General features: G+C 39.2%; 19 protein-coding genes. 3 read left to right on the plus strand and 16 right to left on the minus strand.

The genetic code is table 11. The annotated features are described in order from the left end of the window. Positions 1-58: 58 nt before the first annotated feature. Together PCY06_RS00355 and PCY06_RS00360 are read right to left on the minus strand one after the other, a co-directional pair. Entirely contained in the window at positions 59-1,483 is a 1,425-nt protein-coding gene (locus PCY06_RS00355; protein WP_045505861.1) for an NCS2 family permease, read from the minus strand. A gap of 108 nt (positions 1,484-1,591) precedes the next feature. Beyond that, entirely contained in the window at positions 1,592-2,191 is a 600-nt protein-coding gene (locus tag PCY06_RS00360; RefSeq protein WP_045505858.1) for a DUF1361 domain-containing protein, read from the minus strand. 160 nt (positions 2,192-2,351) lie between these two features. On the opposite strand from PCY06_RS00360, the gene PCY06_RS00365 reads away from it, so the two are divergent. After that, positions 2,352-3,164, plus strand: a complete 813-nt coding sequence (locus tag PCY06_RS00365) for a Cof-type HAD-IIB family hydrolase (RefSeq protein ID WP_045634232.1) — start codon at positions 2,352-2,354, stop codon at positions 3,162-3,164. Positions 3,165-3,313: 149 nt separating this feature from the next. Here PCY06_RS00365 and ilvA read toward each other — a convergent pair whose 3' ends face one another. The 7 genes from ilvA to PCY06_RS00400 all read right to left on the minus strand — a co-directional run bounded on the left by ilvA (position 3,314) and on the right by PCY06_RS00400 (position 10,473). Further along, positions 3,314-4,564, minus strand: coding sequence for a threonine ammonia-lyase IlvA (ilvA, locus tag PCY06_RS00370; protein WP_012000033.1), 1,251 nt, complete (start codon positions 4,562-4,564; stop codon positions 3,314-3,316). Positions 4,565-4,750: 186 nt separating this feature from the next. Continuing rightward, entirely contained in the window at positions 4,751-5,773 is a 1,023-nt protein-coding gene (ilvC, locus tag PCY06_RS00375; RefSeq protein WP_008808531.1) for a ketol-acid reductoisomerase, read from the minus strand. Positions 5,774-5,838: 65 nt separating this feature from the next. Next, positions 5,839-6,315: an acetolactate synthase small subunit gene (gene ilvN, locus PCY06_RS00380; protein ID WP_048778851.1), complete on the minus strand. Its 477-nt coding sequence runs from the start codon at positions 6,313-6,315 to the stop codon at positions 5,839-5,841. Further along, entirely contained in the window at positions 6,308-8,008 is a 1,701-nt protein-coding gene (locus PCY06_RS00385; RefSeq protein ID WP_082307154.1) for an acetolactate synthase large subunit, read from the minus strand. Before PCY06_RS00385 ends, ilvN begins: the two co-directional genes overlap by 8 nt. A gap of 484 nt (positions 8,009-8,492) precedes the next feature. Then, entirely contained in the window at positions 8,493-9,179 is a 687-nt protein-coding gene (locus tag PCY06_RS00390; RefSeq protein WP_008808528.1) for a Bax inhibitor-1/YccA family protein, read from the minus strand. A 17-nt stretch (positions 9,180-9,196) separates the two neighbouring features. Continuing rightward, a complete protein-coding gene (locus PCY06_RS00395) occupies positions 9,197-9,688 on the minus strand; it encodes an HD domain-containing protein (protein WP_012000029.1) in 492 nt (163 codons plus the stop codon). 44 nt (positions 9,689-9,732) lie between these two features. Then, positions 9,733-10,473 (minus strand): RNA methyltransferase, encoded by a 741-nt coding sequence (locus PCY06_RS00400; protein WP_061599579.1) that lies wholly within the window; start codon positions 10,471-10,473, stop codon positions 9,733-9,735. A gap of 68 nt (positions 10,474-10,541) precedes the next feature. Between PCY06_RS00400 and PCY06_RS00405 the strand changes: the two genes are divergently transcribed. After that, on the plus strand, positions 10,542-10,820 hold the full coding sequence (locus PCY06_RS00405; RefSeq protein ID WP_012000027.1) for an acylphosphatase: 279 nt from the start codon (positions 10,542-10,544) through the stop codon (positions 10,818-10,820). Between the two features lie 76 nt (positions 10,821-10,896). Further along, positions 10,897-11,829 (plus strand): membrane protein insertase YidC, encoded by a 933-nt coding sequence (gene yidC, locus PCY06_RS00410; protein WP_061599578.1) that lies wholly within the window; start codon positions 10,897-10,899, stop codon positions 11,827-11,829. A 699-nt stretch (positions 11,830-12,528) separates the two neighbouring features. Here the strand turns inward: yidC and greA are convergent. From greA to PCY06_RS00445, 7 genes are all read right to left on the minus strand, one after another. Next, entirely contained in the window at positions 12,529-13,011 is a 483-nt protein-coding gene (gene greA, locus PCY06_RS00415) for a transcription elongation factor GreA (RefSeq protein WP_008808523.1), read from the minus strand. Between the two features lie 97 nt (positions 13,012-13,108). Further along, positions 13,109-14,740, minus strand: a complete 1,632-nt coding sequence (mltG, locus tag PCY06_RS00420) for an endolytic transglycosylase MltG (protein ID WP_105165075.1) — start codon at positions 14,738-14,740, stop codon at positions 13,109-13,111. A gap of 75 nt (positions 14,741-14,815) precedes the next feature. Continuing rightward, positions 14,816-15,316 (minus strand): GNAT family N-acetyltransferase, encoded by a 501-nt coding sequence (locus PCY06_RS00425; RefSeq protein ID WP_008808521.1) that lies wholly within the window; start codon positions 15,314-15,316, stop codon positions 14,816-14,818. A gap of 3 nt (positions 15,317-15,319) precedes the next feature. Continuing rightward, positions 15,320-15,829, minus strand: a complete 510-nt coding sequence (locus tag PCY06_RS00430) for a GNAT family N-acetyltransferase (RefSeq protein ID WP_008808520.1) — start codon at positions 15,827-15,829, stop codon at positions 15,320-15,322. Between the two features lie 12 nt (positions 15,830-15,841). Next, positions 15,842-17,173, minus strand: coding sequence for a UDP-N-acetylmuramate--L-alanine ligase (gene murC / locus PCY06_RS00435; RefSeq protein ID WP_082307156.1), 1,332 nt, complete (start codon positions 17,171-17,173; stop codon positions 15,842-15,844). Between the two features lie 157 nt (positions 17,174-17,330). Next, positions 17,331-17,981, minus strand: coding sequence for a cystathionine gamma-synthase (locus PCY06_RS00440; RefSeq protein WP_082307157.1), 651 nt, complete (start codon positions 17,979-17,981; stop codon positions 17,331-17,333). Between the two features lie 51 nt (positions 17,982-18,032). Next, a complete protein-coding gene (locus tag PCY06_RS00445) occupies positions 18,033-21,122 on the minus strand; it encodes a DEAD/DEAH box helicase (RefSeq protein ID WP_105165076.1) in 3,090 nt (1,029 codons plus the stop codon). Positions 21,123-21,220: the final 98 nt, after the last annotated feature.

The following is a 21,220-nucleotide window of genomic DNA, read 5'->3' on the forward strand; positions in this document are numbered from 1 at the left end:
TTTTTCATGCATAAAATCACAACATAAAAAAGAAGCTGGATAAATCCAACTTCTCTGATTATTTTGCTAAAGCCAGACTGACGAAGTTTAAAATGAAGAGAGCATCTAAAATCCAAATCATAGTATGAACTTCTTTGGCCTGTCCCTTTACTGTCTTAACCAGAGCGTACATGATAAAACCAGCTGCGATACCATGAGTAATACTGTAGCTGAATCCCATGAATATTGAAGTGAAGAAAGCAGGGATTGCTTCAGTCAAATCATCCCATTCGATGTTTTTCAAACTTCCCAGCATCATAATCCCAACAACAATCAAGATTGGAGCTGTCGCAACAGTTGGAACGATTGCCAAGAGAGGACTAAAGAAGCTAGATATAGCAAAACAGATTGCCACAACTAGAGCTGTTAGACCTGTCCGTCCACCTGCTCCAATACCCGCAGCTGACTCTACATAAGTAGTAACGTTTGAAGTTCCGGCAATAGCCCCAATAGAAGTCCCAATCAAGTCTGAATACAAAGCCTTATCCAATCTCTCAGATTCATGGTTTTCTCCAGAACTTGCCACAATCCCAACTTTTTCTCCTGTACCGATTAGGGTTCCGATCGTATCAAAAATATCTGTCAATGAGAAGGCCAAAATAGCCATAAAAGTCTGAGGTAAACGAGCCGTATCAGTGAAGAGAGCACCTAAACCTTTTGGACCAATTGCTACACCAAAAATTTCTCCTAACTCTTTAAAGGCAGTACCAAGATTATTTTGACTCAAGTCAATTAAGGATAGGTTTACCAAACCAACAGAAATGGCAACCACAGTTGTAGCAAAGATGGATAGAATAACTCCGCCTTTAATTCCTTTTACCACAAAAAAGACAGTAATTGCTAAACCTACTAAGGCAACTAAAACAGCAGGATCATTAAAAGCAACTAGGCCTGGCGTAGCAGATGAGTTAGCAGTAATAGCCGATTGAGCTTTCTCGACACTTTCGCCAGCAACTGTATAGGTCCCTGGGTCAATAGAAAACTTCAATAAGCCTGCATTTTTAATACCTACATAAGCTAAGAAAACACCAATACCAGATGAAATTGCAGCTCTTAAGGATCCTGGAATAGACTCAATAATGGTCTTCCGAATCTTGGTCAAGGTAATAATCAAAGAAATGATTCCACAGATGAAGACCATTCCCAGAGCTTCCTGCCAAGTATAGCCTAAACTAAAGACAACTGTAAAGGTGAAGAAGGCATTCAGACCCATCCCAGGTGCTTGTGCGTAGGGCAGATTAGCATAAAAGGCCATCATCAAGGTACCCGCCACAGCACCAATAATTGTTGCTAAAAATACTCCTTGTGCTGGCATACCAGTTTGAGATAGCATTGCTGGATTGACAAAGAGAATATAACTCATCGCAAAGAATGTTGTTAAGCCAGCGAGAATTTCTGTACGAACGGTCGTACCATTCTCCTTTAATTTAAAAAGCTTGTCCAATTCATAACTCCCATCTATAGACAAAGATTTTAGTTCGTTTTAAACGAACAACGAATCCATTATAACAAAAAAACATTCATCTTTTCAAGACAAATGTTTATATTTTTATTATTTTTTATCATCTCTTGCCATAAAAACCAAACTCATGAACTGAATAAATGTAAACCCCAGTATAAAAAACAAGCGTTCCCTTTGAAAAGTAGCTAATAACTTCTCAACTACTTGACTGGGATTATTAATTAAATCCCACGTATTTAAGCGGTCATAACGACCGATATAAATTGCTAAACTAGAGATAAAAGAGAGGCCACCTGTTACGAGTAAGTCCAGCCACCAAGTTAATCTCAAACGCTCTCTAATAATGATCCAACTTTCAATTCCACAGTATACACCAAACAAGATGCTTGGAACAAAAGCCATAAACAAATGCAAACTAGTCTTATTCCATAAGGTATCTCCAACCCAATGCATATGAACAATATCAGTTATCATATAAAAAGTATTAGGATAAAAGACCAGCCAAAGGATGAAAAATACGGGAAATAACCAAGCCTGTTTAAAATAACGAGTCAAAATAGCAAAATCATAGGCAATCAAAGCCAGCATCATGTTCCAGACTAAGTCAGGACCTGACTTAGTTATTCCTTCCATGTATACTAACAAGGAAATCAATAGAAAAAATAAATGAATCATGAAAATTTTACGCATACAAGAAAACTCCTTACTTAGAAATAAAAAGTCCAACCAGATTTAATTGTTCATTACAACCATCTGCCTCGACCATTGGAAATTCATTATAACACAAATCACTACCATTAAACTTAAAATCTGCTATAATAGGAACTATCATACATGAAGAGGATTTAACATGGCGCATAAAATTATTGCTGTAGACCTAGATGGCACTTTGCTTAATTCGCAAAGTCAATTGTCAGATTTTACTAAAGAGACCATAAAAAAAGTCGCTCAAAAAGGTCATAAGGTCATCATTACAACTGGTCGCCCCTACCGCATGGCTCACCAGTACTATGAAGAATTGGGGCTGGATACTCCTATGATTAACTTCAATGGCTCTCTAACACATCTACCAGGTAAGAAATGGAAATTTGAACAATCTTTGACAGTGGATAAATCATTTCTAATTGACATGGTTGCTCGAGAAGAAGAAATTGAAGCAGACTTTATTGCCGGTGAGTACCGCAATAAATTTTACATTACCAACACCAACGAAGAAATTGCCAATCCTCAATTATTTGGCGTAAATGCTTTTGTCCCTGAGAATCAGTTTAACCCTCAGCTCGTCACTAAGAATCCTAGTGTCATCCTCTTGCAGACACGAGCAGAAGATAAATATGCCCTAGCCGATCAAATGAGTTCATTTTATCAACATGAGCTGACCATCAATACCTGGGGCGGGCCACTCAACATTCTTGAATGTACTCCCAAAGGAGTTCACAAGGCCTTTGCCTTGAAGTATCTTTTAAATATAATGAATGTTGACCGTAAAGATTTGATTGCTTTTGGTGATGAACACAATGACACTGAAATGTTAGAGTTTGCTGGTACTGGCTATGCTATGAAAAATGCGAATACTAGTCTCCTGCCTTTTGCTGATCAACAACTGGGGTTAACAAACGATCAGGACGGTGTGGCCCATGAACTAATGAGATTGTTCCTTTAAGCACCTAACCTATAAATAAAAATCAACACCACAAGACAGAGATTTTGTGGTGTTTTTCAATGTTTTAAAAAATTAGAATAACAAAAAAGAATTGGCCTTGTATGCAACAAAACCAAATCTTTCTTTCCCAATCGTAATCAAAGACCTAATCAAACCAAGAGATTGTATAGGCTCTCATTACCATGAAGATTAATGTAGCCAGGATCAAACTCTGATAAGCGTGAAAGCAAAGCTTGATAATCATTCTTATCACCCAGAGCAATACCGATTAAAACCGGACCTGTTCCCTTGTTGGCACGTTTTATATATTCAAAACGCGTGATATCATCGTTGACACCTAAAATGTTATTCACAAATTCTCGAAGAGCACCCGGACGTTGTGGGAAATTAACCACAAAATAGTGCTTAATTCCATCGTAAATAAGGGCGCGTTCTTCCATTTCTTGCATCCGGTTGATATCATTGTTACCCCCTGAAATAATGCAGACAACGTTTTTTCCTTTGATTTCTTCTTTCATTACCTCTAACGCTGCAATGGAAGCTGCACCTGCTGGTTCAGCAATGATTCCTTGTTTGGAATACATATCAATCAAGGTCTCTGAAATCAGGCCTTCATCCACACCAACCAGTTTATCAACATATTTACGAGCTACTTCATAAGTTGATTGCCCAACCTTTTGGACAGCAATTCCGTCCGCGAATTTGTCAATTTCCTCTAACTTAACTGGCTCTCCGTGATCAAAGGCGGCTTGCATACTCTGAGCACCCGAAGCCTCAACTCCAATCACTTCCATTCCAGGTGCAACATACTTAATATAAGTTGAAACTCCTGAAATCAGACCTCCCCCACCAACTGGAACGAAGATCTGATCAAAATCAACACCTTCCTCTTGGGCTTGTTCATGGATTTCGTAAGCCACCGTTCCTTGACCGGCCTGAACATTAAGATCATCAAAAGGATCAATAAAGGTCAGTTTTTCTGATTTGGTAAATTCTTGTGCGGCCTTAGCAGAGGCATCAAAGGTATCTCCTACCAACTTAATGGTTACATAATCGCCACCAAAAAATCGCACTTGTCCAATCTTTTGCTGAGGTGTCGTAACAGGCATAAATATAGTCGCCGGAATTTTCATCTCATGGCAAGTAAAAGCTACTCCCTGCGCGTGATTTCCCGCCGAAGCACAGACCACTCCTCTTTTTTTGTCCTCTTCAGATAGCTGGTGAATGGCGTAATACGCACCACGAATCTTAAAGGAGCGTACCTTTTGCATATTTTCGCGTTTCAGATAAACAGTCGCCCCATATTTTTCAGATAAATAACGGTCAAAGTCCAGTGGAGTCCGTTCAACTACATTTTTTAATACTTGATGGGCTTTAAAAATATCTCTAGCTGCAAGCATACAATTCCCTTCTTTATGTATTATCCTTGTAAGCGTGGAAATCAATTAACCACACCAAAGCCAATCCCAGCTGTTACCATTTTTTTAACAAGGAATCTGGCATCATTAAATACAGCAAGTTTTCATTTGATAAGAAAGGAGGCAGGAAATTCATTTCTCTGCCCCATCTGTTTCTTTCTTTACCGATTAGTTGTAGATTTTAAATGCGTCGTCGTCATTTTTACCAACAAATGGCATTGCTTTACGCAATTCAGCACCTACTTTTTCGATTTCAAGGTTGGCTGCTTGTTCACGGTAAGCAGTGAGTTTTGGACGGCCAGCCTTGTAGTCATTTACAAAGTCATTTGCAAATTTACCATTTTGAATGTCTGCCAAAACAGCCTTCATGTTTTCTTTGACTTGCTCAGTAATTACACGTGGGCCTGATACGTAATCACCGTATTCAGCAGTATTTGAAATTGATTGGCGCATTTTTTTGAATCCACCCTCGTAGATCAAGTCAACGATCAATTTCATTTCATGAAGAACTTCAAAGTAAGCCAATTCAGGAGCGTAACCTGCTTCTGTCAAGACTTCAAAACCTGCTTCGATAAGGGCAGTCAAACCACCACAAAGAACAGCTTGTTCACCAAAGAGATCTTCTTCAGTTTCTTCTTTGTAAGTTGTTTCAAGCAAACCAACACGAGCTGCACCAACACCTTTACACCAGTCCATAGCAATGTTTTTCGCATTTCCTGTTGCATCTTGGTAGACTGCATAAAGAGCTGGAACACCAAATCCTTCTTCAAAAGTACGACGAACCAAGTGACCAGGACCTTTAGGGGCACACATAAAGACATCTACATCAGCAGGAACTTTGATAAATTCAAAATGGATATTGAAACCATGGGCAAATCCAACTGCATTACCAGCTTCCAAGTTTGGAGCGATTTCTGCTTCGTAGAGTTCTTGTTGAATTTCATCTGGCGCCAAAATCATGATGACATCAGCCAACTTAGCTGCCTCTGCTACTGTGTAAGTATCAAAGCCATCTTCTTTAGCCTTATCGAATGACTTACCAGGGCGAACACCGATAATCACATCATGGCCTGTATCACGCAGATTTTGTGCATGAGCATGACCTTGTGAACCATAGCCGATTACGGCAATTTTCTTACCGTCAAGCGCTGCTACTTTTACATCTTTTTCGTATTCCATTTGAACTGCCATAGTTTTTCTCTCTTTTCTATTTTTTATTGCCTTATAGGCTGGTTTAACAAATTTAAGTAGGATTTTTAATCACGGGTAAATCCAGTTGCACCCGTACGAGCGATATTTTTGATCCCATATGGCCGAATCACTCGCAATAAAGCTTCACTCTTTTCAGCATTTCCAGTCATCTGGATAGTGATTGAGCTTGGAGCCACATCTACTACCGTTGCACGGAAAGGTTGGATAATGGCTAGGATCTCTGCACGCTTCTCAGCTGGAGCTGAAACCTTAACCAGAATCACTTCACGCTCTAAGTGAGGACGGTCTGTGATATCACGAACTCGAATCACATCAATTTGACGATTGAGCTGCTTGATAATCTGCTCTACTTCTGCCAATGAGGCCACATCAATGATGATGGTAATACGAGATACTTCTGGATTTTCCGTCGTTCCAACTGATATACTCTCAATATTAACCTGACGTCTGGAAAGAACACCAGTGAAGCGATTTAGAACACCCGAACGATTTTGGAGTTTAGCTGTCAACATTCTACGCATGGAACTTCACCCCCAACATCTCATGATTGCTCTTACCAGCTGGTACCATTGGCAAAACGTGCTCCTTACGAGAAATGTCCACCTCGATAAACATTGGTATATCTTCCTTCAGCACTTCCAAATTCTGAGCAATAGTCTCTGGATTGTCAAATTTATAAGATTTAACACCATAGGCCTGAGCCATGAGCTGGAAATCTGGCAAAGTATCAAAGACTGACTCAGAGGTACGACCATCATAGAAAGCTTCCTGCCACTGGCGCACCATTCCTAGTGAATGATTGTTTAGCATGATGACCTTAATCGGAACCTTATAGATATTGAGAATAGCCATCTCTTGGTTTGTCATCTGATAGCCACCATCACCGACAAAAAGGATAACTTCCTTTTCTGGATTAGCAATCTTAGCTCCAATAGCAGCAGGGACTCCGAATCCCATGGTCCCCAAGCCACCAGAAGTAACCAATTGACGCTCGTTTTGATATGGATAATATTGAGCTGCCCACATTTGGTGTTGCCCTACGTCTGTTACAACAATGGCATCCCCATTTGTCAACTCACCGATGCGTTCAATTACCGCCTGAGGCTGAACTACGCGCTCCTTCTTATCATAAGACCGAACACGATTCTTATCCTTCGTAACTTTTTCAATCCACTTTTCAGTATTATTATGAACTGTTGGTTCTGCTAGAAGCATCTGTAAAGCTTTTTTAGCATCACCCACTACAGGAATATCTGCACTGATAATCTTACCGATCTCAGCAGGATCAATATCGATATGAGCAACCTTGGCATTCTTAGCAAAAGTCTTAGGATTTCCTGTCAAGCGGTCATCAAAACGACAACCGATGCTAATCATAAAGTCTGTTTCTGTCATGGCAATGTTAGCCGCAAAGGAACCGTGCATACCCCCCATCCCAAGAAAAAGTGGGTGGCTCGTTGCAATAGTCCCTTGACCCAAAAGGCTGGTCACAACAGGAATTTGATAGCGTTCTGCAAATTCATTTAATTCTTTAGAAGCTTCCGCGTAGCTGATACCACCACCTGCCAACAATACTGGTTTCTTAGCTTTAGATAATTGTTTCAAGATTTTCTTGATCTGCATATCATTAGGAACAAGCGTTGGTTGGTAACTTGGTAAATTCACCTCTGGTGAATAGATGAAGTCTGTTTCCAAGGCAGATACATCCTTAGGCAAGTCAATGACGACTGGACCAGGACGACCAGTTGTTGCAATATGAACAGCTTCAGTGATAATTCGTGGAATATCAGCCGTCTCACGTACCTGGTAATTGTACTTGGTAATTGGCATCGTAATACCAACAATATCCGCCTCCTGAAAGGCATCCTTCCCAATTCCTGCCCGAGCAACTTGTCCTGTAAAGACTAAAAGAGGAACGCTATCGCTCATAGCATCAGCAATCCCTGTAATAGCATTTGTTGCTCCAGGTCCACTAGTGACAATGGCGACACCCAACTTCCCAGTTGATTTGGCATAACCTTCAGCTTCATGCAAGCAACCTTGCTCATGGCGACCTAGAATATGGCGAATACCTTTAAAATTATAAATCGCATCATACAAAGGCAAGACTGCACCACCAGGATAACCAAAAACTGTGTCTATACCAAGTTCTAACAAGGTTTCTAAAACAAGTTCAGAACCATTTTTAGGTTCTTTTAATTTGATTTGCTTCACATGTTCCTCCCTCATAGATAAATTCCGAATTGTCAAAAAATTCTAACTTCTGCTACCAATGATAACATTTTTTCCCAATAAATCAAGAAAAAAACTAGCGATTTTTATTATTTTTTAATAAAGCGCAGAAGCATATCTCACATCCTAAAAGGCTTCGTAGATATATCCCACAAGCTCTTAGTCCTATCTTGACATCACTTTTTTCAAAAACGTATACTTTATGTTACCATTTTTCATCATAATGTCAAGGAATTTTCAGAAAATTTAGTATTTTGGGACAGATTATTTTTTCACAAACTTTAATTAGCCCCTAGCTAAAAAAATCTAAAACTTCTAGACTCCTTCTCCTACACACAAAAAAGAGTCAGGACTAAAAGCTAGTCCTAACTCCGTTATTCATATAGCAATGAGAAAGATCTCTTCTCATACAGTATGGAATTCTCTACTGGTAATCTCAAGCAAGGAGAAATCCATTGTTCATTAATTAGTCGTTTCGACCAAATAAACGAAGAAGGCTGAGGAAGAGGTTGATAAAATCAAGATAAAGACTCAAAGCAAGGGATACTGCCCAGCCATTTTCAACTTGACCATTTGACCGTTCATACACGTAACGAATTTTTTGATTATCCCATGCAATCAAACCAGAGAAGATAATGACACCTGCAATACTAATCAAGAAGTCAAAACTTCCATTTCTTAAGAAGATATTCACTACACTAGCAATAATCAAACCAAACAAGGCAGCCCTCAATGCTCGGCCCATTCCAGAAAGATCTTTCTTAGTCACCTTTCCGATAAAGGCCATCGCAAAGAACATAGCTGATGCCGTTACAAACGCAGATAAGACAGATGATTGAGTATAAAGAGCAAGAACAATACTCAAGGTAAAGCCATTTAATGCAGAATAAACCAGAAAGAGAGGTAAGGCAGCAGGGCTATTTTTAACAGCCATACCAGAAGCAGCAAAGACTAAAATAAGTTCAGCAGCAATAGCCACATAGAATATCCAAGTAGAGCCCATCAATACAGAAACAATAACTGACTGAAACATACTCAACATCAGTGCCGACACTATCGCTGAAATTCCAAGTCCGACTCCAACAAGAGAATAAATTTTTGCATAAAAAGTATTGATGCCACTTGCATCTTGAATGATTGTACGATTGTTCATAACATCTCGTCTCCTTTTTAATTCTTTAACATCTTACGATGAAATAACTTTCGATTACGAATCTTTTGTCTCCACGGAGAGGTTGCTTCTTTGATTGCCCAGTATTTATCAACAAGAGTTACAATATAAGCTTCCTTATAACGTGGTGGCGCAATTGTTAAGCCCCACATATGCTTAATGATAATATCCTCTTCGACTTTATTCAATTTGGTTAGCTTCCGAGCATTTCGAACCGCCAAACGGGGATGAACCCAAGCATGGCTTTTCTTAAATTTAGTCACCCGCCAATCATAATAGAACAAATCATGAAGAAGAGCACCTCTAGCTGTACTGCGCTTATTCCAGCCCAATTTTTTCGCAATCTTATAACTAGTATAACTTACATTGATAGAATGTTCAAGCCGATTGGAATGCAAATGATGTGGAATGCCCTTCAAGCGCTGGACGCTGGGCTTCTCAATCAAATGTCCCACGTAGGCCATAAACTCATCATCATTTTGATAAGGCATAGAATCACCTCCATTTGCCTTTATTATAACCTAATTCCTAAATTTTAGCTTAAATAAAAGATTAAAATTCCAGCTGCTACCGCCACATTTAAACTTTCAGCCTTCCCCTTCATAGGGATATGGACCAACTGATCGGCTGCAGCCTCTATCATAGAACTAATCCCCTGCCCTTCATTGCCCATCACTAAGATAAAGTTTTGGCTCCCTTTTAATTTTTCGTAATCGATTGAATCATCAGAAAGGGTAGAAGCAAAAATAGGAAGATCTGATTTTTTTGCCAAATCAATCAAGTCAGCTGTTGCTAGACGATAGATTGGAAGATGAAAATGACTCCCCTGCATGGACCGTAAGGTCTTCAGATTATACAAATCAGCTGAATGTTCAGAGATAAAAATCCCATCAAAACCTGCTGCATCTGCTGTCCGAATAATCGTCCCTAGATTCCCCGGATCCTGAACATCTTCTAGAAAAAGATATTTGCCTGAGAGTGTATCTGGTAAGACTTCTTGCTGGAGCCTAACCTCAGCCACGATTCCTTGCGGAGTCTTGCTATCAGCCAAATCCCTCAGCAAGTCAGGGCTCAACCAATATACCTGTTTACATCCAGACAGCCGATCCGCATATTCTGGCAAAGCAAAAATAGAGATAACTTCAGCCCCACTTGACAGAGCCTCTTCAAACAAATGCCAGCCTTCTATCAGGTAGGAATCTGTTCTGTATTTCTTTTGATGGAGTTTTTTAGCTTTTTTTACCACATTATTAGCTTTAGAGGTTATAATATTCATAAGAATAGTATAGCATAAATTTTAAGAATAAAACTCATGCTCAAGTCGGATATAAAAAGGAGGCTGTCATGCAAAAAGTTAAAATGATTGCTCAGGGACGGGTCCAAGGAGTTGGTTTTCGCTGGGGCGTCTATTCTCTTGCTTTAGAAATTGGTGGTATTACAGGCCGTGTATGGAATAATGAGGATGGAACGGTCAGTATTCTTGCCCAAGCAGACAGCTCTGCTTCTATGGCTAAGTTTATTCAAGAAATCCGAAAAGGTCCTACACCATTTGCTAAGGTAAGCTATCTGGATGTAACAATGGCCAATTTTGATTCTTTCTCAGATTTCAAAATTTCAAATTAGGTCTAGGGAACTATTGTATATTTAAGAAAAAAACAGTAGAATAGAAAGGTATCATTTAAAAAAGGAATATAGAATCGTGAAAACATTTAAACGTTTATTATTTTCAGGAATGGGCTTAACCCTTCTTCTGATTCTCTCTGGCTGTGTCCAGACCAATAAACAAGGTCAACCAACAGGTCAAGGCTTTGTTTATCAATTCTTGGTTGCTCCTATGAGTCAAGTCATCAAATACTTTGCAAGTGATTTAGGACTGGGCTTTGGTCTTGCTATCATTTTGGTGACAGTTATCGTCCGCTTGATCATTTTGCCACTTGGACTTTATCAATCTTGGAATGCAACCTATCAGTCCGAAAAGAGAAATTATTTGAGTCCAATTTTCACTCCTATCAATGAGCGCATGAAGAATGCGGAAACTCAAGAAGAGAAATTAGCAGCCCAACAAGCTTTAATGGCCGCTCAAAAAGAAAATGGCATCAGCATGTTAGGTGGTGTTGGATGTTTACCACTCCTAATCCAAATGCCTTTCTTCTCAGCACTCTTTTATGCAGCTCGCTACACTAAGGGAATTGCGGAAAGTTCATTCTTGGGAATCAATCTTGGTCAACAAAGTATGATTCTTATTGTTGTCGTCGGAGTTCTTTACTATATTCAATCACTTCTATCACTCGTTGGACTAGATGAAGAACAAAAAGAACAAATGAAGAAAATGATCTATGTGAGCCCGCTCATGATTGTCATCTTCTCCCTCACTGCGCCAGCTGGAGTTACTCTTTACTGGGTAGTCGGTGGTTTTGTTCAAATCTTACAACAGTTCATCATTAACTTCTTTATCCGCCCTTATATGAAGAAACGGGTGGCAGAGGAGTACGAAAAGAACCCACCTAAAACCATGTCAGCCAATTCTTATTTGAAAGACGTTACACCAAAAGCAAGTCAGGCTATTGATAACCGTCCTAACAATAACAAAAAGAAAAAGAATCGTAACGCTGGCAAACAACGTTCAAGATAAAGAAAAACCTTTCCGTTAGTAGCGGAAAGGTTTTTCTTTACACAAGTCCCTGACTTGATTGCTTTGTCAATAGGCGCCAGAATAGCGAGTAATTTCACCCAAAAATTGTATAGCAAAACAATTTTTTCGAAATATAAATTTCCTTTTTCAAGCGAGAGAACTCTTAAGAAAATTGTTGGTTCTACTAGCGACCACCAGGAATTGGTCCGCTCCTAAAAAGAAGTGGAGCTAGTGTCTTTTTACCCTAATACTTGCAAATATGATACCTAGATTTCTTCCAATAGCATAAAGCCCCTTTACAACAAGCTCCTTCTCTTTATTGATTGTATTTGATTAAGACAAGCAGACCGGAAGCAAGTACCGTTAATAGACTAAGGACATTTAACTTTAAGGGATTAATCTTATAAAAGAAGGATAACAGCAAAAGAACTCCATTACTGAGGATTAGTAAACGATAAAATTCTCCCTGTATTTGTTGCCACTTTTTTAGCGAAGAAAAAGCAATAGGAAAACGCAGTCCTATCGCTGCATTTCGACTTGGAAAGTATCTATTGAGGATCCATAAAATAAGTGAGAACAAGAAGACAAGCTTGACTAGCATCAGCATCCCTTTCGTTTAATCTTTTTTCACGAACATTATACTCCTTTTACGTGAAAGTTCAAGACGAAAAAAAACGAGCAGAAGCTCATTTTTTAGAGTTATTTAGTTTTTTCAACCTTAAGAATTTTAACATCGTAGCTTCCAACTGGCGTTTCAACAGTTGCGATGTCCCCTTTTTTCTTACCAATCAAAGCTTGGCCAATAGGACTTTCATTTGAAACCTTACCGGCAAAGGCATCTGCACCAGCTGAACCTACAATGATATAAACCTCTTTTTCAGTTTCACCGACTTCTTGAATCGTTACAGTCTTACCGATTCCTACTTCATCTTTAGCAACTGCATCGCTATCTACAATTTCTGCATAGCGAATCTTAGTTTCTAAACTTGAAATTTGACCTTCTACAAAGGCTTGCTCATCTTTAGCTGCTTCGTACTCACTGTTTTCAGACAAGTCACCGTATGAGCGAGCAATTTTTATTCTCTCTACTACCTCAGGTCGACGGACTAATTTCAATTCTTCTAGTTCTTTTTCTAGTTTTTCCTTTTCCGCAAGGGTCATTGGATATGTTTTTTCTGCCATTTTTATTTTTATCTCGTTTCTATAAAATCTTTAAAATAAAATTGAGGGTGGACACAACAAACTAATAAGCCTTAGAGTTCTGTCCCACTCCCAATTTTTAATTTGAACTGCTTGATTGTGTTAATTTGCTATTGACATGCTCTTCAACATTTTTTGCATGCTCTTCATAAGTTGTCGCGAAGTAGACTGTTCCAGTCTCAGTATTGGCAACAAAGTAAAGGTAATCTGTCTTGTTTGGATTAACAGTTGCTTCAATCGCTGAAAGACTTGGACTATCTACAGGTCCTGGCATCAAACCTGGATTTTTATAAACATTAAATGCTGAATCAATATTAGTATCAATCGCCGCATCTTCTGCTAAGGTTGTTTTTTTGCCAAGTTTACCTTCCGCATAAAGAATCGCAATATTACTTTGAAGTGGCATACCTTGGTTCAACCGGTTATAGAAGACACTTGCAATATTCTTACGGTCTTCATCCGTTGAGCCTTCTTTTTCAACTAAGGAAGCCAAGGTCAGAACATCATTCACTGTTAAATTTTTACTTTCTAACACTTCGTAATAGGTGCTCAACTTGCTATCCATAGTTGCCAGCATTTGATCAATCAGAGTTTCTGCTGTTGTGTCACTCGTGTAATTATAGGTTGCTGGGAAGAGATAGCCTTCCAAACGGTATTTGACCCCACTATCCTTGGTCGGAAGTCCGCTCAATAATTTAGGATATTTGGCCACCATTTTGCTAATAAAGCTTTCATCCTGCACTTTGGATAGAAAATCCTTCGCACTAATGGATACCTTTTTATTACCACTTTTCTCAACCGCTTCAGCTATTTGATTCAAAGTATATCCTTCTGGGACAACTACCTTGCCAAGAGTTGGTGGCTGAGGAGTATCAGTCCCACCTTTTTGCAAAGCTTTCGCAATGGTGTCTAGATCCATACTCTTTTGAAGATTATAGTAGCCAGATTGGAAGTTAGCATAGCTCTTAAACTTACTGTAGTAATTGAAGACTTGACCGCTCTTAATCAGTCCTTTCTTCTCCAAAATCGAACCAATTTCCTTAGCACTTGATCCGGCAGGAATCTCAAGAGTTACATATTCAGTATCATTAGCATTGACTGGCTTCAAGGCGGAATCAATATAGCTGTATACAAAGACACCTGTCACTGCCAAAGTAACCAATAAGAGGGCAATAATCGTCCATACAATTTTTTTAGCTACATTGTTTTGACGTTTTTTCTTATTAGCTTGTCTTTCTTTTGCAGAACGAGACAAGGTTTCCTTAGATGTCAGATCATCTCTTCTATATGTCGCAGTCTTCGCCAATGGCTCTTCTTTTGACACGTTTGGTTCCTTTGATTGGTTTTTATAGGAAACCTTCACTGGAACTTTAACGGATTCAGGCTCATCCAAATAACTTTCTGATTTTTGCGAAACCGTTGTCTCAGCTTGACTTTCACTTGCTGAATCAGTTGATAGAGAATCTTTTCCTAGAACCTCAGCTAGGGAAGCATCCCCCTTCTGCAGTAGTTCAGATAGAGAAGGATCCTCTTTGGTTCTTTCTTCCGCTAATGCTTTATCTACTTGTTCAGATAGAGAAGGACCTTCTTCCTGGGAAGATACTTCATTTTTTTGAGAATTAGCAAACTCTTTTAAAATCTGCTCTTTAAAGCTCAATTTTTTTTCGTTATCTTGTGAATTTTCAGTCAAAAATTTGACCTCCTTCTTCATAATCCTTAACATTATATCTTAAAACTTTGATAAATGCAATAAGATAAGGATTTCTTTCATAATATATTAAATTAATTAGTCCTTAGAAGGAACTTCCCAGACCATATCATACCAAACTTCATCAGCATAAGTTGACTTAGATAGTCCATGATTCCTAAAGCCATGCCTTTCATAATAGGCCGTTAAATAATCATGACAGGTCAGATTGATACCATCACGTCCATTTGAAATGGCGATTTCTTTCATTGCTTCCAGAAGCCTACGACCAACCCCCATGCTCTGAGCTTCTTTGGAAACCGAAAGACTGGTTATTGAAATATACCCCCCTGCTTGATGGCTGAAATCTTCAATCTCCATTGTAAAGGAGATATCCAAGAGGTATCGTTCCGGTCTCACTGGACCTTCAAGAAAGCCTAAAATCTGATTATCTTTCTCAGCAACAAGGAAAGTTTCGGGTAAAAGTTCGATGTGCCTAGCCAACAATTCCTGACTCATAGCCTCTTCAGGACTAAAATTTTCACATTCAATCTTGTAAATGGCAGGTAAATCAGTTAAATCGGCAAGTCTTATCTTCATGATTTACTCCTTAAAATAGGGATTCTCCCAAATCATCTCAATGTGTGGTTCGTCTCCATAAGTAGTCTCAAAAATTCCTGAATCAGAAAAACCATTCATTACAAAATAGGAAAGCAAATGATCCTTACAAGCCAGATAGATTCCTTGGTTTTGAAGATCAACTACTACTTCCTTCATAGCCGCAAGCAAGAGAGTACCAACTCCCTGACCCTTAAAATCTGGATTAATCGAAAGTCTCTGAAGAAATATGAAGTTAGATTTGTCTAAATTTCTCATTCCCTTTACTAGGCAATCTGCTGACTGGTGATGTGAAGAAACCGCTGACCCAATGATGTAGCCAGCGATTTCTCCATTCAAATCAGCGATTAAAAAAGTATTTGGAATCTTTTCAATTTGTTCTTTTAGTTTCTCAGGGCTAGTAGCTTCTTCTCCCAAGAAATTGGCTTGCTCAATCCGAACTATTTCCTCCAAATCAAGCAACTTGACTTGTCGAATTCGCATTGGTGATTCCATGACGACTCCTTCTTATTGAACATTGCTAGTCAAATTAGACAAGAGACGTTCAAATGAATATTCATAGGTCTGGATATCTCCAGCTCCCATAAAGACATAGACAGCATTGTCATGGTCTAAAAGTGGAGATACATTATCTACACTTACAACTTGGACACGTTTAACAATTTTTTCAGCTAGGTCTTCGACTTTGACATCTCCATGATCCACCTCACGAGCTGAACCATAGATTTGAGCTAAATAAACGGCATCCGCTTGATTCAAAGCGTCAGCAAAGTCATCTAAAAGGGCAATAGTGCGAGTGAAGGTGTGCGGTTGGAAGATCGCTACGATTTCCTTGCTTGGATATTTCTGACGAGCTGCATCTAAAGTCGCAATAATTTCAGTTGGATGATGAGCAAAATCATCAATAATAACAGTACCGTTAACAACCTTTTCAGTGAAGCGACGTTTTACACCAGCAAATGTTTTCAGGTGTTCTCTGACCAAGTTCAAGTCAAATCCTGATACATACAAGAGTCCAATAACAGCTGTCGCGTTCATAATATTATGACGTCCGAAAGTCGGGATGTGGAATTCACCTAACTCTTGACCACGGTATGAAACTTTAAAAGTAGAGCCCGTTGTTGAACGTAGCAAATCATGGGCAACAAAATCGTTTTCCTTTTCAAAGCCATAATAATAGATTGGTGCTTCTGACGTGATACGACGTAATTGCTCGTCCTCTCCATAAATGAAAAGCCCCTTAGTAATTTGCTTGGCATAATCATTAAAAGCATTAAAGACATCTTCTAGACTAGTAAAGTAGTCAGGATGGTCAAAGTCAATATTCGTAATAATAGAGTATTCTGGATGGTAAGGCATGAAGTGGCGCTCATACTCATCAGACTCAAAAACAAAGTACTTAGCACCTGCTGAACCGCGACCTGTTCCATCTCCGATCAAATAACTCGTGTCGGTAATGTTGGATAAGACATGAGAGAGAATTCCTGTTGTAGAAGTCTTCCCATGGGCTCCGGCCACACCAAAACTGACAAAATCACGCATAAAACTACCCAAAAATTCGTGGTAACGTTTATAGCTAATTCCGTGCTCATTTGCATAAGCAATTTCTACATTATTATCTGGACGAAAGGCATTGCCAGCAATGATTTCATAATCAGCCTGAATGTTCTTTGCGTCAAAAGGCAGAATTTTTATCCCTGCCTGCTCAAGTCCTCTTTGAGTGAAATAGTATTTGTCCACATCACTCCCCTGAACCTTGTGGCCCATTTGGTGCAACATCAAAGCCAAGGCACTCATACCTGAGCCCTTAATTCCGATAAAATGATAGATTTTTGTCATGAGTATGATTCTTTCCTTTCCTGTTGAGGGAGTCCTACCCCCAAACTTCGAATAATTCGAATGCCTCTTAAAGGCAAAACGAAGAAACTAGAAAGCATATGCTCTAGTTAAAAATTTAGCTAGTAATCTTCTAGATAGATATTAAGGTCTATTGCTACTAAGCTTGATCAAAGCGTGTCAAATTCAATTCAGCCGCAACTTTATTTTCTTTTTTATCGCGCAACTCTTTTTTATTGTAGACTTGGCTAGTCTTCAAAAAATCATAGTTGTTTTTCTTTTCAGTCTTTGGTGCTTCGACTTGGACAACTGGCTCTGCAGACAAATCAGCCACAATATAGTCTTCTTGCTTCAAGTGCTGACCGTACTTTGCAAATTCACCTGGGTTTTCTTTTTGGAAAAAGGCAGTTGGCTGAGCTTTTGTCGTTGTAGACTTCCGCGCAGAAAAGCCAATTTTGCTACGATGTTTTTTTGAAACGGCATCACTGGTCAAGTAGGAAGCAGAGCGTTTCTTTTTCAAATCAGCTCTAGCCTCTTCTCTTGCCACCTCGGCATAACTTTTTTCTTGAACTTTAGGCGAGATGGATTGATTCACCTTGTCGGCAATTACTTGTTTTCGTTTTTCTGACTGTGAAGATGAAATAGGCTGAGCTACCGTTTTACTCGACGAAGAAGAATCAGCAAAAGTCTTCTCCTGATAGTCACCTTTGATATTACTAATAAAGTCAAATTCATCATAGAGATCCATTTGAGGAACTTCTGAAAAAATTGCTTCGTTGTCAGAGATTAGAGGAAACTTGGTATTTGTCATGCTTTTTTCCTTTCAACACTTCATTATAAACTATTCTGGTCGATTTGAAAACTATTCTATTGAAATTCCTAGGATTTCTCGGATATCTGCTAGCGTCAGACTTGAGCGTGATTCCGTTCCATCCAAAATAGTAGAAATTAAATTTTTCTTACTTTCCTGCAACTCTTGAATTTTTTCTTCTATAGTTCCACGGGTAATCAGGCGGTAAACTTCCACATTTCTCTCCTGCCCCATTCGATGCGCTCGCCCAATCGCTTGGGCTTCAACAGCTGGATTCCACCAAAGATCGACTAGAATAACGGTATCAGCACCTGTCAGATTGAGACCTACACCACCAGCTTTCAAGGAAATTAGAAATGCATCCTTTTGACCATCATTAAAAGCGGTTGTCATTTCTTGACGATCCTTAGCCGGAGTAGAACCGGTTATTTTAAATGATTCCATTTCAAGACTTTGTAGTTCCTGCTCAATCAGATCTAACATACCTCTAAATTGAGAAAAAATCAATACCCGATGATTGCTAGAGTGAATTTGTTCTAAAAGCTCTCTCAAACTATCCAGTTTTCCGCTATCACCCTGATAATCCTCTAAAAAGAGAGCTGGGGTGTCGCAGATTTGACGCAGGCGCATGAGACCAGATAGAATCTCTATCTTATCTCGGTTCAGTTCTTCGTCCGTTGCAGAACGCACGCGTTCCTGCATTTGCTGCAGTTGTGCCAGGTAAATCGCCTTTTGACTATCCTGTAAGTCGTTTCGATAAACAACTTCTGTCAGATCAGGCAACTCTTGAAGAACATCTTCTTTCTTACGGCGCATGATAAAGGGTTGAACATAACGTGCCACCAGATCTACTGGCATTTTTAAAAATTCCTTTTTAGCAGGTAATAAACCAGGGAGAACAATTTGAAAAATAGACCACAATTCGCCCATATGGTTCTCAATTGGCGTCCCAGATAAGGCAAAAGTATTTTTTACCTCAAAATTTCGTAAATACTGAGCAATCTTTGTTCGATCGTTTTTCATGACCTGTGCTTCGTCTAAAATCAGATAATCAAAGCTCAGACAGCCATATTCTTCTACATCCTGACGAAAAGAGGCATAACTGGTAATCATCACCTGATGTTTTTCAGCTATTAGATTATCCCGAAGAGGCTTGGGCCCATAGACAACTGCTATATCCAAATGTGGAGCAAACTTGCCAAATTCATCCTGCCAGTTGTAAACCAGGCTTGACGGTGCTAAAATCAAAGCATTTTGAGACTCTTTTAACACTGCCGTCAAAAAGGCAATAGTTTGCAAGGTCTTCCCAAGCCCCATGTCATCAGCTAGTATCCCTCCAAAGCCATAATGATTAAGCATGCTGAGCCATTTTACTCCCAGCTCTTGATAGTCTCTCAATTCGGCTTCAACCTGTAAGGATGGTAGTTGAAATTCTTCTGGGTGTCTCAGATCATAAGCTAACTTCCGAAATCCCTCTGAGAAAGAAACATTTTCTTGATCTTCTAGGATATCTGTCAGCTGAAGGGCAGCTAAACGACTAGTCCTTATCTGACCCCCCTTTAACTTTTTGGCCCTTAATTTTTGCAAGGTTTGACTTACTTTTTTAGTCTCTTCATCAAAAACCAATACCTTGCCTGATTGACTGACAAAATAATCACGAGATTCAAATAGGGCAGATAAGGCGTCGTCCACTTCCGCTGGGTCAATATTGGCAAAATCAAAACCAATTTCCAACAGGCTTCCTTTTGTTTCAATAGCGATCTTCGGTTTTTCTACCTGATAAAGGGCTAATAAACTAGGGCTGATCTCTACTCTTCCTAAGGAGCGGAACTTTTCCATGGTATGAGTAAAGAAAGTATAGACATCCTGAGGCAATAAAGCAAGTCTACGACTTTCAAAGTCTGCTTCAAATCCTGCCTGTAGTAAAGTTTGAAACACCTTTTGTTCCATTCTAAAATCGCTGGCAAAAGGAAGGTTATCTAGTTCTTCTTGACTAGCTACAGTTAGAGATTCGTAGGCAAAGACAAGCTTAGCTTCAATCTCACCAGAAGCCAGCAGATCAAAAGAAAAACGAGGCTGAAACTCATGAATCATGAGTTCTTTAGGTGCTGATAAACTACCCATTTTCTTGAATTCTAACAGACTAGTAGCCAGCTTGCCTTGATCAGAACTATCAAATTGCAGACGTTTTCTCCTATCTGAATCTATAGGCAAATCTCTCAGGGCAGCCAGTATACGTTGTTGCTGATGGCTGAGTTGAAAGAAGGTATCTCCATAAAATAGGAATTCACCATTGTATAAAAGTTTATAGTACTGCTCAGAAATCACAAGTTCTAAGTAATCAGCAGACTCCTCTAGTTCAAAGGAGAAAATGCCCGCATCTTCATGTAGATCTTGGAAAAAGACCTGCTGGAAATCAAAAACACTATATGCCAAATGGAAACTGTTTAACTCCATCAAGCGTGTCACTCCCTCTTCGAGCAAAGAAGCAGGAAAGGCTATATGTCGGCCAGCATTTTGAAAAATCATAGAATCATCCTTAGTCGTCAAGAATCCCCGTAAGAACATTAATAGGTCTTGACTAGGTCTGTCAAATTCTTCAAAACGAAGGGGTTCAAAGTAGCTTTTACCAATCTGGTAAGGAGCTTCTTTTTGAATAGTCTGTAAAAAAGCGCGAATATCCCTTACCACATAAGATTTCTCATCTGGTAAACGACTGAGACGCAGAGTCCACAAAAACTCGCCTGTATAAGCATCTTCTTGACCAACTGCTGATAATTGATACTTAGCATTTTCTTGATCCAGGGGTAAAATCTTATCTAAAAAGAGACTCCCAAATGAAACCTTTCCTTGTGTCTCTTGCTGACTCGTTTCCTCCAACTCCAACTTAGCCAATACTTCCTTGCCTTCTGCGTCATTTTTTAGGAAATACTCTAGTCCAGCTAAATGGGCGCAATACTGTTTTTTCTGGAAAAATTCACAGGAACAGAATACAGCATCATCAGCCAAACTGTATCTCAAATTATAGTCTGAAACTCGACTATAGATAATCCGATTTTTGACTTCACTAATGCTGATTTGACCTTTTTCATAAAAGCTTATTCCCTCGGTTCGAATTTTCCCTGGAATTAATTTCGCCATACTTACCACCTTATGTTTATCTCTCCATTATACCATAGTTTTCAGACAAAGAAAAAAGTAAGCCATTTTGCTTACTTCTTTTGTTCTAAACAGTTTAA

The sequence above is a fragment of the Streptococcus sp. SG1 genome (genome assembly GCF_030439935.1).
Classification (GTDB): domain Bacteria; phylum Bacillota; class Bacilli; order Lactobacillales; family Streptococcaceae; genus Streptococcus; species Streptococcus gordonii.

Bases quoted from the DNA above. Each gene is read 5' to 3' on its own strand.
- PCY06_RS00360 (WP_045505858.1), bottom strand. From the start codon at position 2,191: ATGCGTAAAATTTTCATGATTCATTTATTTTTTCTATTGATTTCCTTG.
- PCY06_RS00400 (WP_061599579.1), bottom strand. From the start codon at position 10,473: ATGAATATTATAACCTCTAAAGCTAATAATGTGGTAAAAAAAGCTAAA.
- ilvN (WP_048778851.1), bottom strand. From the start codon at position 6,315: ATGCGTAGAATGTTGACAGCTAAACTCCAAAATCGTTCGGGTGTTCTA.
- greA (WP_008808523.1), bottom strand. From the start codon at position 13,011: ATGGCAGAAAAAACATATCCAATGACCCTTGCGGAAAAGGAAAAACTA.
- PCY06_RS00395 (WP_012000029.1), bottom strand. From the start codon at position 9,688: ATGCCTTATCAAAATGATGATGAGTTTATGGCCTACGTGGGACATTTG.
- PCY06_RS00405 (WP_012000027.1), top strand. From the start codon at position 10,542: ATGCAAAAAGTTAAAATGATTGCTCAGGGACGGGTCCAAGGAGTTGGT.
- PCY06_RS00440 (WP_082307157.1), bottom strand. From the start codon at position 17,981: ATGACAAATACCAAGTTTCCTCTAATCTCTGACAACGAAGCAATTTTT.
- PCY06_RS00430 (WP_008808520.1), bottom strand. From the start codon at position 15,829: ATGGAATCACCAATGCGAATTCGACAAGTCAAGTTGCTTGATTTGGAG.
- mltG (WP_105165075.1), bottom strand. From the start codon at position 14,740: ATGAAGAAGGAGGTCAAATTTTTGACTGAAAATTCACAAGATAACGAA.
- PCY06_RS00425 (WP_008808521.1), bottom strand. From the start codon at position 15,316: ATGAAGATAAGACTTGCCGATTTAACTGATTTACCTGCCATTTACAAG.
- PCY06_RS00365 (WP_045634232.1), top strand. From the start codon at position 2,352: ATGGCGCATAAAATTATTGCTGTAGACCTAGATGGCACTTTGCTTAAT.
- murC (WP_082307156.1), bottom strand. From the start codon at position 17,173: ATGACAAAAATCTATCATTTTATCGGAATTAAGGGCTCAGGTATGAGT.
- ilvA (WP_012000033.1), bottom strand. From the start codon at position 4,564: ATGCTTGCAGCTAGAGATATTTTTAAAGCCCATCAAGTATTAAAAAAT.
- PCY06_RS00445 (WP_105165076.1), bottom strand. From the start codon at position 21,122: ATGGCGAAATTAATTCCAGGGAAAATTCGAACCGAGGGAATAAGCTTT.
- ilvC (WP_008808531.1), bottom strand. From the start codon at position 5,773: ATGGCAGTTCAAATGGAATACGAAAAAGATGTAAAAGTAGCAGCGCTT.
- PCY06_RS00390 (WP_008808528.1), bottom strand. From the start codon at position 9,179: ATGAACAATCGTACAATCATTCAAGATGCAAGTGGCATCAATACTTTT.